Raw genomic sequence first — 15,788 nt, 5'->3', positions numbered from 1 at the left:
GAGCCAGGATTAAATGCAACCAACCTGCAATCATCGGTTTCAGCCAGGATTATTTGCAACTATAAATACTTCCATTTTCCCAATCGTTTTCAATCCACTCAGAGCGGCAGCCCCGCCGCCAGCATTTGTTCCTGCAACTCACGCGATCGCGCTGGGTCAAGTTGTCCGCGAAACAGCAATTTAATTTCAGCAGGTTTAGCATTAAACTGTTCTGCCAAGCTCCTCACGTCATAACCATGACGGGTTAAGGTGGGTTCTAAGTCGTCAATTTGCTTAGATAAAACGGATTCAATAATCGCCGTAGTAACAGGTTTTTCCCCAAAGAGGTATGCAGCCTCGAAAGCGAGTGTCAAATGTTGCTCGATTTGCAGTGGTGTCCTCAAGCGCATGGCAAGTAGCTCAATGGCTTCCGCCGACAAGATATCACTTATTTGAGTATCTTCAACAATGCATTTAGATACTAACCATTCAATATATTCTCGCTGGCTACCAACAATACCCTCCAAAGAGAAGACCGTTGCTCGATATCCAATTTCTTCCATAGTTGGACGGCGTAAATCATTTTTCAGTTTGGGATGACCAGCTAATACCACTGAAAGTGTGCCACCACCATCTTCAACTACCTCAATTAAACGTTTGAGTCCCGTCAAAGTACTGTAATGTAAGTCGTGAGCCTCATCCACAAACAGCGCCACGGGCTTTTTACCTTTTCTAATCAGGTCGCGCAGTTCCCGTTCTCGTTTTTCGCCGTCTTTTGGGATTTTAATTTCTTTATCTGTGGATAAATCGTAGAATAAGGCAGCAATTAGTGTTGGTAGCGTCGCTCGGTCTTTATCCACAGAAAGGGACTTTGAGACTAGAATCTTACCTTCTTTTTCTAAAACCTCAAACAAACGTCGTAAAGTAGTCGTCTTCCCGCACCCGATAATTCCAGTTATGGCAACTAACTTCCCGGAATGGATGGCGGATTTAATATCCTTAAACATTTGTTTTTGGTGGTCTGTCTCGTAGTACCCAGCCTTGGGAAACTCCTTAATCAAACGAAAGTGTTCCATGACTTCAGTGAGCATTGTGTTCCCCTCCTTTATTTGAGTGGAAATATTGCCGCACTCGTTCAATAATCGCTTTTTTATTCAAAGTTTCAGCTAACAGTGCATCAATGAATGCCAACTGTTCGGTAGACAATTTAGCCAAAGGTTTAGCCAGATAATCGGAAATCGCCCTCTTAGCAAACAGTACAGTGGGATAAGTAAATTCTTGGTATGGGTCGGGGTCATTAAAAGGTGTGATGGTTGGCGTAAGTTCCTTGTACTTATCCACCAGAAATTGTAGATCCGCGTTTTTGTCTAAAGCTGTCCGTGGCAAGCCCAACTTTTTAGCTAAATCGGCAATTTTATCTGCCCGTTCTTCGGTTTTGGTTTTCTTGTGTTTGCGATAGCGATGTAGTGGGATGGGTCCATCAACTGGGTAAAATGGCCCGTAACGGCGATCGCTAAACTCAACGTATAGCTCGTTGTCAAATAAACCCCACCAAAGGACTACGGTTTCACCTGCCAAGTCTGGCTCTACCTCGTAAGCTACGCCCTCAATTGATACTCTGGCATCTGAACCAACCTTTCTACGTTGCGGTTCGCGGGCAAAGTTACAGAATCGCTCCCAACTACACATTGAACGTAAACCAGACTTGGGTATATTTCGCAACCAATCTTCTATCCGCGAATGTGGTTCTATGCGGTGTGGTTTGTCGTTGTAATGCAACAAATACTGGCGTAACCACAAGTTAGCTTCAACGTCGCTTTCCGGTTCATGAAAGTGATACAGAGTCTCGTGAGCTTCTTTGACCGTCCGAAACGGTCTTTCCACTTTACCCTTAGAGCGAGCTGTTACCCGACGACCATCTTTACCCGCAGGCATGTGGGTGACAAGATTGATTCTTAGGCAATCCATCACGTTTTGAAATACGTGGCTTTTAGCAATTGGTCCGTTGTCGGTGTAAATCATTTCTGGAATCCCATGAAAGGGAAATCCGTCAGTTGTTTTCACCGTCATCGCATTAAATAAGAAACGTAATGCAGCTTCAACATCCTCCCCATAAACACAGTGATATTCCTGGTAACATACGCCACTACGGTCATCAACAATGCTGTACAGCATCAGTAGTGGATTACCCTTACCCGGTTCCACCCATGATGGCTGTTTTACGTGTTTCAAATCGGATGGGCTGAGGTCGAAATGCCAACATTCATTGCTGTGATTCGCCTGAAAACGCACCGCAGGCGGTTGCCTAGTCATACGTTCAGTGTCGTATCCCCAGGTTTTCAAGTAATAATTAACAGTACTTCTGGTCAGTGCGCCTTTAGGCGGTTGGACAAAACCATCAGGTGTATCCATCCCAAATTCTTCCAACAGTTCAATCGCCCGTACTGTGGAGACATGTCGCCCTTTTTTGTTACTGGTACGGATTTTCATCGCCGCGATGACCTCGCAGTAACGTTCCATTTCTGAGAGTGAAAGCTTTCTGGGTGTCCCGCTATCTGAGCGGTTTATAGATTTTGGACGTGATGAATTACGCAACGCCCGATATAACGTATCAGTTGACACTCCATACAGTGCAGCTGTTTCTTCAATGAGAATTCGACGCTCTTGGCAACGACTAGGCAAACCGTCGAGGCGGTGGCGTAAATTGATGAGCGCCTCTGTCGGGATTTGCTTATGTACCATGTTAGGTCTTTATCTCTGCAATGTAGTTGTAGAGCGTTGGTTTGGAAATTCCCATCAACTTACATATTTCAATAATGGTGTGTTGTTTTTCGGTATAAAGCTTTACTGCTAATTGACGTTTAGCTGGGTCAAGGGCTTTTGGTCTTCCTCCCCTGTGACCGCGCTTACGCGCTGCGATTAGTCCAGCAGTTGTGCGTTCGCGGATTAGGTTGCGTTCAAATTCCGCCAATGCGCCAAATAAATGGAAAATCAACCTACCACTGTTGTTTGTGGTAGTAATGGATTCTTGTAAACTAGAAAGCCCAATTCCTCGCTGGCCTAAAGTTTCCATCGTTTCAATCAGGTCTTTGAGCGACCTTCCCAGGCGGTCGAGCCGCCATACCACCAAAACATCACCAGTTCGTGCTACCTCCAATGCTAGAGAGAGTCCAGGTCTTGCTGCTTTTGCACCGCTTATACGGTCGGAGTAAATTTTCTCGCAACCAGCAAGCTGCAAAGCATCCATTTGCAGGTTCAGATTTTGGTCATCTGTTGAAATTCGGGCATAGCCTATCAACATACTTTGAACCTCAACAAGTACATATACTCGTTACTTAACAGCGTATGTTGCCTTTGATATAATTACCGAGTTTCGTTACCAAACTTGATTCCGTTTCTGATTCGCAATCTGGGTGGTAATAACGGTTAAAAAAACGACCGTTTTCTTTACCTTATAGTTGCAGATAAACAAGCGGCTGAAATTTAAATAATGCGTGTTTGTAAATTAGGGCGTTTTTTGAGAAAACTGTCTTGCCTACAGTTTGACTGGACTTTCGGTTAGTTGCAATTAATCCTGGTTCAAACGGATGATTGCAGGTTGGTTGCATTTAATCCTGGTTCAGTTGCAATTAATCCTGGCTGAAGCGTAATTATAGTTGCAGTTAATCCTGGTTTGAAAATGTCTTGATTGCAGGTTTGAGCGATTAGTATTGCAGGTCGTTACATATAACCAACACCAGGAATCAACACCACTGGGAACTCTAGCCCTTTGCTGGAGTGCATAGTCATGAGTTTAATGCTTTGTTCGGCTGGGTGATAGTTGCGGCTGTCACTGTCGGCGTTTACCCACTCTATTGGTATTTGGGCTTGTTGCAAGTCGTTGTAGATGCGATCGCCCATAAAGTTGGAGCGATAGATAATTGCTATTTCGTTCCAGGGGATATCTCGCTCGTGTAATTGTTGTACTCTCTGGGCTAAGTAATCTACCTCGTGTTTAAAACTGGGTAAACGGATCAGGTCTGGTTTGGGGCCTTGCCGTCCTGCACTAGCAGGTTCTACCAATATTTGTTGGTCATCATCCTGGGTTTCGGTGGGTTGCATTACTTCTTTAGCAAATTCATAGGCTACCCCCAATACTTGAGCAGTGTTGCGGTAGTTGAGTTTAAAAATAGTTGTGCGTCCCTGTGCCTGAATGCCTACACTCTTAAAGCTAAATTTCTTGTCGCGCTTTTCACCGTAGAGGTTTTGGGCATCGTCATAGAGAATAAGCAGGGAATTGGTTTCGGGGTTGACCATTTGGGCAATTAATTTGAGCCACTCTGGTTTAAAGTCGTGTCCCTCATCGAGCATCACAGCGCCATAAGTGCCAGCCGGTATTAATTTGGCATCAACGGCGGTAATTACTCTTTGAACGAGTTCTTCTACATAAGCATCACCTTGATACTCTCTAGAGTCGGGTCTAGGGATGTCATATTTTTTGAGTAAATCCATGCACCAGCCATGAAAGTGTCGCACCTTAATGCGACTGACTTTGTTTTTATCTTGAATAGTCTGCCGTAGTTTGGCAGCAAGAGAAACATTGAAACACAGCACTAAAATGGGTTTATTACTGACTTGAGCAAGATGCTGACAACGGTAGGCTAAAATCATGGTTTTCCCGGAACCAGCCACGCCATGAATTACCCGATGTCCATCACCTAAACTTCGTGCCAACTGCTCTTGCTGCAAATCCATAATTTTGAGAATGTCGGGGATTTGCAACTGCGGTGATTCTTCAGTGGCCTCGGTGTCTAACTCAAACAAAGATAACTGTTTGGCACTAATGCGTAATTCTGGGAAGATATGCCAACGGATTCTATCTATTTGGTGAGGAGTGAGGGTTTTACCAAATTGATATGCAGATAAATCCCAAAGTCGTTGCTGAAATTCCCCTACATCAACCTTTTCATACATCTCATCTTTGCAGATAACTAAGTGTGACTCAAACACTGCGGGTAGTTCGCTTTGCTCAAAATCTTTGCGGCTGATGTTAGTAAAAACCACGCCGTAACCGTAGGGGATAATCAGCTTGCCTTGATATTTACCTTCTTGCTGCACCAAAAGAGAATCTTTTTCTAGCATCTTGTTGACTGCTACGGTATAGTCTCTGGCTTGTTGTAGTGGGTGCGGGAGCAATGCGATTTTGTGAGGTCAGCCAAAAAAGGTGCGATCGCTAAATCCTTTTTTCAGTGATTGAAATATATTTATACCGAATAAATAGTATTTATACTGTAATAATGATGATCTGATTCACAACGAGTTTTCAGTTTCTTTTTCTGACAATAAAAAAAGGTAAGATTCTCAAGTAGCAATAGTTTTGTGATAAGGATTATCTACCTTAATGGAAAAAAATATATATGCAACGTTAGATTTAAGTAAATCATTATCAGATTTTTCTTTGGAAGTTATAAAATCTTTAGAATTGACGAATATCAATGAATGGAATGGGCAAATTTTTAAACAGAGAGAAGAAAAGATTAGAGAAGTTGCACTTATTTTAGCTGGTCAATGTATTGCCATCTTGTTGTATAATCTTTCCCAATCTCAGTTAGCTAATCAAACTGCGATTATTCAAACAAGAAATTGTGAGGATGGCAAGACGCAAAGACACGGTTATAGAAAATGGCAGATATTAACAGTTGGGAATGTTTTAGTTACTCTAAAACTACCATATATGGTAAGAAAAAAGTCAAAAGCAAAGACCAAAAGTAAAATTTACAATCAAGGATGTTGTCCCTTTTTAAAATGGTTGGGTTTGTCAGAAGGTTTGACCCCTGCTGTTTGGACAACTATAGCTCAATATGGCGCGATTGCTAGTTCCTTTGAAGCTTCACATACAATTCTCATCAGTTGGGGAATTAATATTAGTTTAAAACGGATTGAGCGATTAACATATAAATTTGGCCAAATTGGCATTGATTTACGTCAAGCTAAAATATCTAACTTGCAGCAAGGTAAATTACTTGATGGAAATATACTTAAAGACCAGAGAGTTGTAATTGCTGTAGATGGTGGCAGGAGTAGAATTAGGATTAATAAAAAAGGTAGAAAAAATCCCAAAACAAACAAGCATGGCTTTATAGGAGAATGGGTTGAGCCAAAATTAGTAACAATTTATGTGGTTGATGAACAGGGAAAAAAAGTAAAAACTAAGGACATCCCTATTATCAACGATGGTACGTATGAAGATTATAAGGGATTTTTACCAATATTAGAAATGCATCTGATTAGTTTAGGAATTAGTCAAGCAAAACAAGTTTTATTAATTGCTGACGGTGCTGGATGGATTTGGAAACATATCCCTCCCCTTTTAAAGAAATTGAAATCTCCCAATGCCACTTATCAATTATTTGATTTTTACCATGTTACTGAGCGACTACATAAATTTGCTGATGTAGCTTTTAATGATGATAAAGAGCGGAATAATTGGTTTAAAAAAGCACGGAGAACTTTAAAAAAAAGTAATGCAATGACCATAATTAGGCAGATGGATGAATTTATCTTTGAAGCTACGGGAGAACGTTGTAAAACGATGGTAGTACAGAGAAATTATCTTTTACGTGCTTATCGTGAAAGGCGTTTAAATTACGCTAAGATACTAGACCAAAAACTACCAATAGGTAGTGGGGCAATTGAGAGTTTAATCCGTCAAGTTGTCAACTTAAGAATCAAGGGTAACAGTAAATTTTGGTTGAAAGAAAATGCAGAAATTATCTTACATCTGCGTTGTCAATGGATAGCTGGAAGTTGGGATAATTTTTGTGGTTCTATCTTTAATTCCTTTATCAAATCCCAAACTGCTTGATAAATTTTATACTTTAGTCTTGTCTTTAATTTATTTTTTAGCATAATTGATACTAAGTATAAAAGGCTGATTGCAGATATTTTCAGAAATAATCGTCAAATGACTTGCTAGCAATCTTTTTGAGATATCTCATCAAGATGAATTTTTGTGTAAGTCAGTATTGTATTTGCAAATAAAATCACCTTGTACTTAAATATAATTTTTAGCGATCGCTGGTTTTTGACCAGACCTCACAAAATCGCATTGCTCCCTGTCAAAATCCCTTTCGGTTTATTCACAACCAGCTGCATGATATCTAACCACAGCGAACCCATTAAAGTATCAGGTAGTTCCTCCCCAACATGAACGGGAATAATAAATTCTTTGTCATCAACAATTACTCTCCCTTCATATAAGTCAAAATACTCTACCCCTTGAGCTGTCCGCATCTCAATTTTAGGAATAATTATTGACCAATCAAGAGCTTCCAAGTCTTGAGAATTAATTGACAACCACCCTGTTGTAAATCCTGTATCAAACAGCGCTTCAACTTCAAATTGCTCGCCTTCTTCTGCAACCAGTTGTATTTCAAAGAACAACTCCCCATTGTCACCAAATCTGCCCGCGATCATATTGTGCCGCAGGCTCCAGTTTCGTTAAGGCGAAAAATAGTGAGTTTGGCATCTGGGTTGGTGTAGTAATTGCGAACTTGTTGTAGCAAACCTTCTAGTTTCTGGTCTATAAGGTAGTTTTCGCTGTCCGCATCGATGGCGATGAACCAGTTGTAATGGTTTTCGATGAGGTCTGGGCGAATGCGTTCAAAAATTGTTCGGCAAAGTTTGCCAATTTCGGTGCGTTTGTGCTTGCGGTGGTGGATATCTTCAGGTGTTATCTTAGACTGCGGTAATATCCGACTTCGGCTGGCTTTTGATAGCTGAGTCATATTAAATAAAGGCACTCTCTGGCGGCAGTATTTCAATTATTGCTCACAATGCCCCTGCGAAGAATTTATGTGTCGCAAACATTATTTGAAATGGTAGTACATTAAAAAATTAACAGCCCAAACTATACCGCATCGACAATTGAAGCGGTTACGGTTAACGTTCGCGTCCGAGTTTAAGTACGAAACAGTACGTTCAACTCAATAACGTATAAAAATGCGGCATCATTTGCTCCAATTTACGTAGCTCACTTGATGCTATTTCCTCCAGCAGCAGCACAGCACACCACCGTCGCTCAGAAGTCCAACGGCATATTGTGGCTTTTACCGCCTCCACTCCCTGCACAATCGCTTCCCGAAGCATCTGGAGGCTGGTTTCAATTGGGGTGCTGTCCCCATCGTTAGGTTCCCAATCCCCACCGACTTCATATTTGGGGGAGGAATTATTGCCCTTGGACGAATCCACCCCCTGTTTTTCGGTAGTATCCACTCCTCCCAATGGGGGTTCCCCTATACCATTATGGGGGGGGTGGATACCGGGACAGTCGGAGGTGCAACCCCATATCTAGCCTGCATTCCAGCCTGATATCGCTGTTGGTCAATATCTGCTTGACGCGCCCGTTCTTCCTTTTGGGCACGCTTACTGGCACGGTGGGCAATTACCGCATGAGCAAAATCCAATTCCGCCGTTGAAAGTAAAAAATGTTTAACTTGTTTGCCCTTGGGGCCTACTTTATGGTCAGAGAGTTTTAATCCCAACTGGTCTAGCATTGTCCCCAACAACCATATAGGTTTGCAGTCAGCAGGAACCGTAAACCCTAAAATCGCTTTAATGTGAGGTGTTAAGCGTACAGCAAGCTTGGACATTTGCACCAATTCCGGGTCATGAGCCGTAACTTCCTCTCCATCAATTAAGCGTTTGAGGATATTTGGCAATCCCAAAGTAGATCTAGCCAGCCAAGCAACCGAATAATTCCCCCAGTCCATACACAACGGCAAGTGCAACCGCTCAAAGCGGTCTTTCTCCGCCACAATCGCTGGTGGTAAGGGGTATAATTTACCTGTATGCGGGTCAGCAATTGTGCCTGATGGCTCTGAGATTATTGCTTCCAGCGAAGCAATAGAACGAATTAATTTACCTTTTTTATCTTTTTCTACCAGCGATTCTGTCACCTCCATCCCGTAAGCATCTTTGATGCGGAATTTCTCGCATTCAAAGACTTCCTCCGGCTTGAGGTAATCTTTACTTTGCTTTGAGCGATACTCACTAGGAGAAATATCCCTAGCTTTAGCAACAGCTGCACAATAAGCAGCATCCAACGCAGTAGCAGCATTTTTCAACTGCTCCTGGGCGAGATCATCCGAATCTGCACCCATAGGTATAATTTGATTGCCCATCTCACTCAACAAGTCGCGCAAATCAGCCCGCAGATTGTTAATGGATTGATGACGAGAAGCCATGATTTGGCAGTACGCATCTAATGCCCAATCTTTCTCAGCACCACGAGAGCCAGTTTCCCGGTCAATCCGCAACAGAAAAGCGGTTATTTCATTAGTTTGCAGTAACCGTTCTTTGATTTTGGTGGCGTTGGTGTCAAGGTAGCCAAAGGGAGGTCGTGGTGCTACCCAAACGTGAATTGGTACTTTTGGGCGATAGCGCCAGAGTTGTTGGGCGCACTCAGTAGCAGTTTGGGAAACCCCGTGAAAAACGCCAAAAACGGCATCAAAATGATATTCAGGGATATCGACCCCTGTACCCAAGCTAGGAGAGGTTAAAAGGGCATCTAGGCTCTTTACAGCGTTAGTTATGTCTTTAATGAAGGCGACATTTTCTTCACTCCCGGAGTTTTCGGAGTGAATCGCCCATACTCTTAGGGGTCTGGGGTTGCAGGTCTGGGGTGTAGTGCCATGAGTTGGTCTGGGGGCTAGGGGTTCCCTCTGGGGCTGGGAACTGTGGTCAGCAAAGTTGTGTACTCTGGTTTCTCCCGTTATGGGTGAGACACTTTCCCCTAAACTGCTATCTGAAGTGTATGGGGTTGTAGGCGCTGCTGTCTTTTCTTCCCTAACACCCAACACCCAAGACCCAACACCCTGCTCCTGCTCATCTGAGTCTTCCACCCGCACCGACATAGAGAGCGACTGTTCAAGTTTCTTAATAAAGCGCTTCGAGTCGGAAACCACCATGATCTTCTGTCCCATCATCAGCGCTGCCGAAATCTGAGCGACTAGGGCAGAAGAATTATCGCCTTCATACCAATAAACTAAGCGATCGCCATTTTTCCAATTATTTTTGATGATGTATGGTACTTCCCATGAAGGACGCATTGCCCGGAAGAAGTCTACTGTCACATCGTCCATGTGGGCGTCGGCGATTACCACTAGTGGTGCATTGTACACGAGATATTCTAGGACTTCAAGAATTGCAGCCCGATGCTCCTTGCAAGTTTTGCTGTGTAAGAGGTGCGTTAAGTACTGGCAGGCTTCATCAATAAAGACACAGCCGTAATTGAGGGCGTTGGTATTGAGTTTGTGCAAGCTGTCGATGGTGATGCTGAGAGCTTGTACTTTGGCTAAATCTCCATGCTGGAGTGCGGAATATATTTCTGTTTGCAGGCGATTTGACAGGTTTTTGAGCAAGTTAACCCGATGTCCATTGTTGAGGAATTTTTTATCTGGGTTTTTGTCACGCCAGCGCCGCATTAGCTCGGTTTTACCTGTACCCATGTCACTCCATAGGGCCACCAATCCAGATTGAGGTAGTTGGAAGGTGGGGTGGTGGGGGAGTGAGGGAGTGAGGGAATGGGGGAGTGAGGGAGTGGGGGAGTGGGGGAGTGGGGGAGTGGGGGAGTGAGGGAGTGGGAGAGTGGGAGAGTGAGGGAGTGGGAGAGTGAGCGCACCTTGTCCTCTCTGGGGTTGGGGGCTGTGGGGGAATTGCTCATTAACACTTCCCCTTTGAAGCCTCTCTCCCCCTCCCCCCTGACTGTTAAGGGATTCTTCCCCTAAATCTTGAACGTCCAAGGCTTGAGTTAGATACTTGACATTTACTGTAATATGTGGTTTGTATCTGCTGCTTAGTCCCCGGTGTTTTTGGAAGTAAGAGCGCTGGTAATCTTTAAGGCTTTTGGCATCATCGACGATCGCACTCAGTAACTCGTCGGCTTTTTCGCCACGGGCAACAACAAAATCATCTACGCCTTTTTCTGGCCCTGGTAGCAATGCTACCTCACAGTGACAACCAACGGCCTCAATTGTCTTGCCAGTACGCACGGTGGCTTGGAAGACTGACCAACGAGTTTTAAGTTTTGTTTCGTGGTCGAAGAGGATGATAAACTTGCGCCCCTTTTGTGCTAGCGGCATTAAATCGGGGTGCAGGCGTTCGTCAAAATCTTTTTTCCCAACCCGTCCGTTCCAGATACCGGGGAGGGCGATCGCTACAAATCCCAAACTTAACAAGCTAGCGGCTTTCTTTTCGCCTTCACACAGGATTATTGGGATTTCTGGGTGTCGCTGCACCCACTCCCAAAATAAGCGCGGATTAAGCCTATCTTGCAAGCGCAGCGCTAGGGGGGAATGATACCGCTTGATATTATTGTACCGTTGCGCTACTAAATCCCAAATGCAGTCGGGAATATCGAAGTAGGTGACACGGTTGGGCGTTTTGGGTGGTGATTCGTATTTGACGAGTTTGCCTTTTTCTGAATCAATCCGGGGTAGGGAAGGCTTAAATCGCCCCCATTCCATCGGTTGCCAATTATTAAGGGGGTCAAGTCCGCTAATCCATAATCCCCCCTCAGTGGCGTGCTGGTACTGCTTTAAGAAGCCATCCGTGACTCTCCCGGCGTTTTTGCGGGGGATGGCATTGGAGATGAACAGGTAAGAGAAAACTACTTCTCCTACGATGTGGACGAAATTGCGATCGATCAGCGCGGGGTGGATGGCGCTCTTAGCGGCAAGTTCGTGGTACTCGGCAGGTGTGAGGTTATTCGGGTAAAGGTTGGGGGTGTTGTCGTTCATGAGGCATCACCCCTTCTGCCACTATTACACCTCAATAGTCCGGGAATGGGACACAAAAGAGAGAAAGGTGAAGGGGAAAGCGATTGACTTGAGACGTTAGATACGCTTGCACTTTGTATAGAAATCTTCACGGTGGCTATTCCGGTATAGGAATAATCACGAATAAAGCATCTTCTGTAACAGGCACTTGGCGCTCCCATCAAAACTGATCAATACTGATCTAGCTGTTAACTCTGGCTGAAACCATTGCTAAATAAGGGTTTCAGAAAAAGCATCTCGCCCGATGGGGCGTTTTTATCGCCCGATGGGGCGTTTTTATCGCCCGATGGGGCATTTTTTGTTAACCGCTGAAAGTATTGCCCTGCAAACTTTAGAAGCCTTTTTTAGCAACTTTTTTTGGTTAACAAAACTGTTAACTATTTACCCCATAAGGTGTTAACACCCTTGTGGGGTGTAACTTGCTTGATTGAAAAGCTTGAAACCCTCTTGTAGCTAGGGTTTTACCATCGCAAATTCCAAATTATCTTGGGGAAGGTAAAATCACGGTTGGTCTGACTTATTCGCCAAAAAGTCAATACCCGCCCAAAGCTCTTTTGCTTCTTTCGGGTCTAGTTTTCGTTTGCCCTTCTCCACCATGCACAGCCAAGCTTTGGTTTTACCCGCCCACTCAGCCAGGGCTGTTTGGCTTACTCCTTTGGCTTCTCTTTGCTTCCGGATATCAGCCCCTGTTAAGATAGCTTCTGACTTGGTGCGTGTGACTGGCTTCAGTTGTAATGGTTCAGTCTTGGCAGCTAGCAGCGCTGGGATAGGGTCAGGCGGCTTAATCGTCAACTTGGCTTTCCACAGTCGGTCAATAATTTTCTCTTTTCTCCAATCAGAAGGTTTGGACGCTTGGCTATTGGGTCTCAACCATTCTGGGTAGGTGGAATCGTCAAAGATAACTCGCCAGTCCATACTCATTAATAAAGTCAGAGAGTTATCCCATCGTTGCTTCAGGTTGTAGGCTTCCCGAAAACCTTGACGTGCTGCATTAATTCGGGACTCAAGCTCTACGGCTTCTAACAGGCTGCCAACTTTGTGTTCGTACTGGTTTTTATCCCACATTTTGATGCGGCTAACCATTGTGAGGTGAATTGCCAGCTTCAGTGCCAGTTCTTCATGGTAGGGGTCGATTTTCAAGATTTCTGTGGCTAGCCAGCCAAATTGATGCAGCGCAATTCCAGCTTTTATTCCCATCCTATTTAGCCATTTCTCAGCCCAAGGACCAGGACTAACATTGATGTAAACTTCCAAAGGAGCATCCACCTTTCCTGTAAATATATTCTTCTGTCCTCTGGCATCTACCTCGATTACCCATAGTGGAGAAACACTAACACTAACATCAACTTTATTGCCCTTCGGCTTGCCTTCAACCCAGGTACATTCCATCAGCATTCGTCCCAGATGAAAGGCGATGCTAGCAAGTTCAGCGAGTTTTTCAGATACAGTTAAACGATGTTTTTTATCCCAACCTATTTGTTTAATGACTTCTGTACCTTTTAAACTGAAATTGGATTGAAAAGGGTTATGTTGATTAAAAAGATGGGAAGCAAAAACTAACTGAAGTTTTGCGGCGTCAATTCCCATTAAATCGATAACTTGAAGGGCTGCTTCCCATGCCAAAATATCACCATCCTTTTCCCCGCCTATGAAGACTTCTACCCGATTGTTGGGGTTAGTCTTAGAAGCCGCTTCAAAAACACCGTAGTTATTGGCATTTCTTTTCCATTTATCGGGACGATAGTGAGACTCAACACCAGCCCTCAGAGGTGCTGGAGTGGGTAAGCCTGTAATTTCGGGTAGTTTGGGTTCAGTGGCTGGCTCTCCTAATGTTGGCTCTCCTAATAGATTTTCTAGAGTTGACAAACTGAGCTTATGCAATTCCATTTTTTGTATTAACTCAGCAGCAACTCGGAGCGCACATAGCTGAGTTAGGGAATCTTCGATAACGAATACAGTATCGCCATTACTAGAACCTGGCTTGCATCTTGAGGGAGTTTTTCTAGATGCAAGTAGGGTTTTATCAATTTCTATGTCTTTGAATAAATCCAGATATGGGTTAAGTTCTGAATTTAAAAATTTCTGCAATTCTTTCTCATTCTGAGCTAATTCGTGAGCCTGCTGTAGCCATTCATATTTCAAATCCCAGAATTCGTCAGGAATTTTAAAATACTTTTCTAAAAATACTGTCTCAACTCCAAGAGGTACATTATTTATATTTTGTTCTCCTCTTATATCTGGGTCTAGTTTGGTAATTCTTTCTAAGAGAAACTCTTCTAACAGACGGATTATTTTAAGTTTGAAATAATCCTTATTATCTTGGTCTAACATAATCTCTAAGACTGACCAACTAATGCGGGTTCCGCGCTTATGTTGCATCACAAAGTAAACAACAGGGGCGGAAGGGTATCTGCGATCGCTGACAAACTTTGTGACGGGCAGTGTCAAGTGTCAGCGGGTCGATACAGATGAGTGTTCATGCTTCCCCCTTTTCTTTCTTGACGGGCGAGGGGTTTTCGTTTTCTTCTAGCCATTCTTCTATAAGGTCAGTTATCACTTCGCTCATAGTTTTTTGTTTTGCTGTGCAAGCCAGCTTAAATCTCAGCTTCAAATCCTTGTCGATATAGCTGCTCAGTTCCGTCATGTCTGGCGGTAGTTTCGCCATTAGTTCCTCAAGTCTCATATACGCTTATCCTCGTATATTACTGTTTTGCTTTTTCCAGTTTACTCAGTTACGCGTTTACGAGTAGTAGTGTTATACTACCACCATAGACTAAAAACGCCCAAAAACCTGACTGCAAGCCTATTTGCCGTTGAATTTGGGTGACAGAGTTTTATTGTCAAAAAAATCGCCTCAATCAACTCTGACAAAGGATTGAGCGCCTGAAACTCTAATATCTGGAGGAACTCAATAATGATTGCTACTCAGCTAAAAGAGGCTGAAACACCCCAAACTACCCCAGCAATAGCTGTAGGAGACGATTCTGGGGCAGGGCTAAAAAAGCTTTGCTTAGGCAATGGCACTACCCAAACAAGAGTTCGTACTCCCTCAAAAGTCTTGGAAATAAAGGAAGAATTGCACGATATCCTGACCTCGAATGAAGGTGGACACTTCTTCTACCACTCAGGCGACAGGTTGGATTTAGTTGGGCGGGAATTCCTCACTGGTACACTTGCCAGTTGGAAAGCCCCTACAACCCACATCAAACTCAGTGACGACCCGGCACTAAAAGCTGAATACGGCTTGCACACATTACTTGGGGCGTTGGCTACCCTGCCCTACCGTCAAGAGTGGAACCTGCATTTAGTGCTATCTATACATAATGTGAAGATTTTCAAAAATTTGTTAACTGACAAAACCAGTGGCAGTCACACAGTCAGTTTCAACGGCAAAAATACGCCCACTTCACAGGTCAATTTGAACGTGAGTTTGGTTGTCCCCGAAGGCGCTGGCTCCTACTCCTACTGCGTTTCCGCTAAACCTGAACCATTAATTGACCGCAGCGCCCATGCCATCGCAGTAGATTTTGGTACATCCACAGTTATTCCCACAGTTTTCGCTCCAGGCGGCAGTATTATCCATCGCCAAGTTTTAGAGGTAGGGGGATGTATCGACTTGTTGGATGCAATAGCCGCAGATCCAGAATTGGTTCAATTCTTGGGAACGGGCAAAGCTGGCAGCATTGAAATTATTCGCCAGGGTATTGAATCGCATCTATTCCAGTATGGCACTCGCAATTTTAACTTCCGTCACATTTATGCCCGTCATCTCAAACCTTGGTTAGCAGATCGCCTGCGCCTTGCCTTTAAGGAAGTTGAGGAGTGGCGAGATGCCGCTCAAAGTTTTGTTGCTTGGGGCGGTGGTGTCGAGATGCCAGGAATAGCCTCCATGCTGCAACGAGAGGGTATTACCCCAGTACCAGAGGGATGTTGGGCCAATGCAGTTGGATTGCAACGCATGGCATTTGGCAGAATGCAGCGAGGGAAATAATT

Annotated in this window: 12 protein-coding genes; 2 read left to right on the top strand and 10 right to left on the bottom strand. The window is 43.9% G+C overall.

The window, feature by feature from the left end; genetic code table 11:
• Positions 1-98 precede the first annotated feature (98 nt).
• From GTQ43_RS37020 to GTQ43_RS37005, 4 genes are all read right to left on the bottom strand, one after another.
• On the bottom strand, positions 99-1,070 hold the full coding sequence (locus GTQ43_RS37020) for an ExeA family protein (protein WP_265277665.1): 972 nt from the start codon (positions 1,068-1,070) through the stop codon (positions 99-101).
• Positions 1,060-2,706 (bottom strand): IS481 family transposase, encoded by a 1,647-nt coding sequence (locus tag GTQ43_RS37015; protein ID WP_265277756.1) that lies wholly within the window; start codon positions 2,704-2,706, stop codon positions 1,060-1,062. Before GTQ43_RS37015 ends, GTQ43_RS37020 begins: the two co-directional genes overlap by 11 nt.
• Positions 2,707-2,722: 16 nt before the next feature.
• Positions 2,723-3,280, bottom strand: a complete 558-nt coding sequence (locus GTQ43_RS37010) for a recombinase family protein (protein WP_265277664.1) — start codon at positions 3,278-3,280, stop codon at positions 2,723-2,725.
• A gap of 419 nt (positions 3,281-3,699) precedes the next feature.
• Positions 3,700-5,154: a DEAD/DEAH box helicase gene (locus GTQ43_RS37005; protein ID WP_265277663.1), complete on the bottom strand. Its 1,455-nt coding sequence runs from the start codon at positions 5,152-5,154 to the stop codon at positions 3,700-3,702.
• 205 nt (positions 5,155-5,359) lie between these two features.
• On the opposite strand from GTQ43_RS37005, the gene GTQ43_RS37000 reads away from it, so the two are divergent.
• Positions 5,360-6,823 carry an ISLre2 family transposase gene (locus tag GTQ43_RS37000; protein ID WP_265276946.1) on the top strand — a complete coding sequence of 488 codons (1,464 nt, stop codon included), beginning with the start codon at positions 5,360-5,362 and terminating at the stop codon, positions 6,821-6,823.
• 230 nt (positions 6,824-7,053) lie between these two features.
• Here the strand turns inward: GTQ43_RS37000 and GTQ43_RS36995 are convergent, their stop codons facing one another.
• The 6 genes from GTQ43_RS36995 to GTQ43_RS36970 all read right to left on the bottom strand — a co-directional run bounded on the left by GTQ43_RS36995 (position 7,054) and on the right by GTQ43_RS36970 (position 14,478).
• Positions 7,054-7,434 carry an aspartyl protease gene (locus tag GTQ43_RS36995; protein WP_265277662.1) on the bottom strand — a complete coding sequence of 127 codons (381 nt, stop codon included), beginning with the start codon at positions 7,432-7,434 and terminating at the stop codon, positions 7,054-7,056.
• Complete coding sequence (locus GTQ43_RS36990; RefSeq protein ID WP_265277661.1) at positions 7,431-7,745, bottom strand: hypothetical protein; 315 nt, start codon at positions 7,743-7,745, stop codon at positions 7,431-7,433. Before GTQ43_RS36990 ends, GTQ43_RS36995 begins: the two co-directional genes overlap by 4 nt.
• Positions 7,746-7,938: 193 nt before the next feature.
• Positions 7,939-8,232, bottom strand: coding sequence for a hypothetical protein (locus GTQ43_RS36985; protein ID WP_265277660.1), 294 nt, complete (start codon positions 8,230-8,232; stop codon positions 7,939-7,941).
• A 20-nt stretch (positions 8,233-8,252) separates the two neighbouring features.
• Positions 8,253-11,756 (bottom strand): DUF3854 domain-containing protein, encoded by a 3,504-nt coding sequence (locus tag GTQ43_RS36980; protein ID WP_265277659.1) that lies wholly within the window; start codon positions 11,754-11,756, stop codon positions 8,253-8,255.
• A 540-nt stretch (positions 11,757-12,296) separates the two neighbouring features.
• Complete coding sequence (locus GTQ43_RS36975; RefSeq protein WP_265277658.1) at positions 12,297-14,126, bottom strand: helix-turn-helix domain-containing protein; 1,830 nt, start codon at positions 14,124-14,126, stop codon at positions 12,297-12,299.
• Positions 14,127-14,271: 145 nt separating this feature from the next.
• Entirely contained in the window at positions 14,272-14,478 is a 207-nt protein-coding gene (locus GTQ43_RS36970) for a plasmid partition protein ParG (protein WP_265277657.1), read from the bottom strand.
• A 231-nt stretch (positions 14,479-14,709) separates the two neighbouring features.
• Between GTQ43_RS36970 and GTQ43_RS36965 the strand changes: the two genes are divergently transcribed.
• Positions 14,710-15,786: a ParM/StbA family protein gene (locus GTQ43_RS36965; RefSeq protein WP_265277656.1), complete on the top strand. Its 1,077-nt coding sequence runs from the start codon at positions 14,710-14,712 to the stop codon at positions 15,784-15,786.
• Positions 15,787-15,788 lie beyond the last annotated feature (2 nt).

It is taken from the genome of Nostoc sp. KVJ3 (genome assembly GCF_026127265.1).
Taxonomy (GTDB): Bacteria; Cyanobacteriota; Cyanobacteriia; order Cyanobacteriales; family Nostocaceae; genus Nostoc.
The sequence above is the reverse complement of the archived record's forward strand: the minus strand, read 5'-3'. Positions and strand labels throughout refer to the sequence as shown.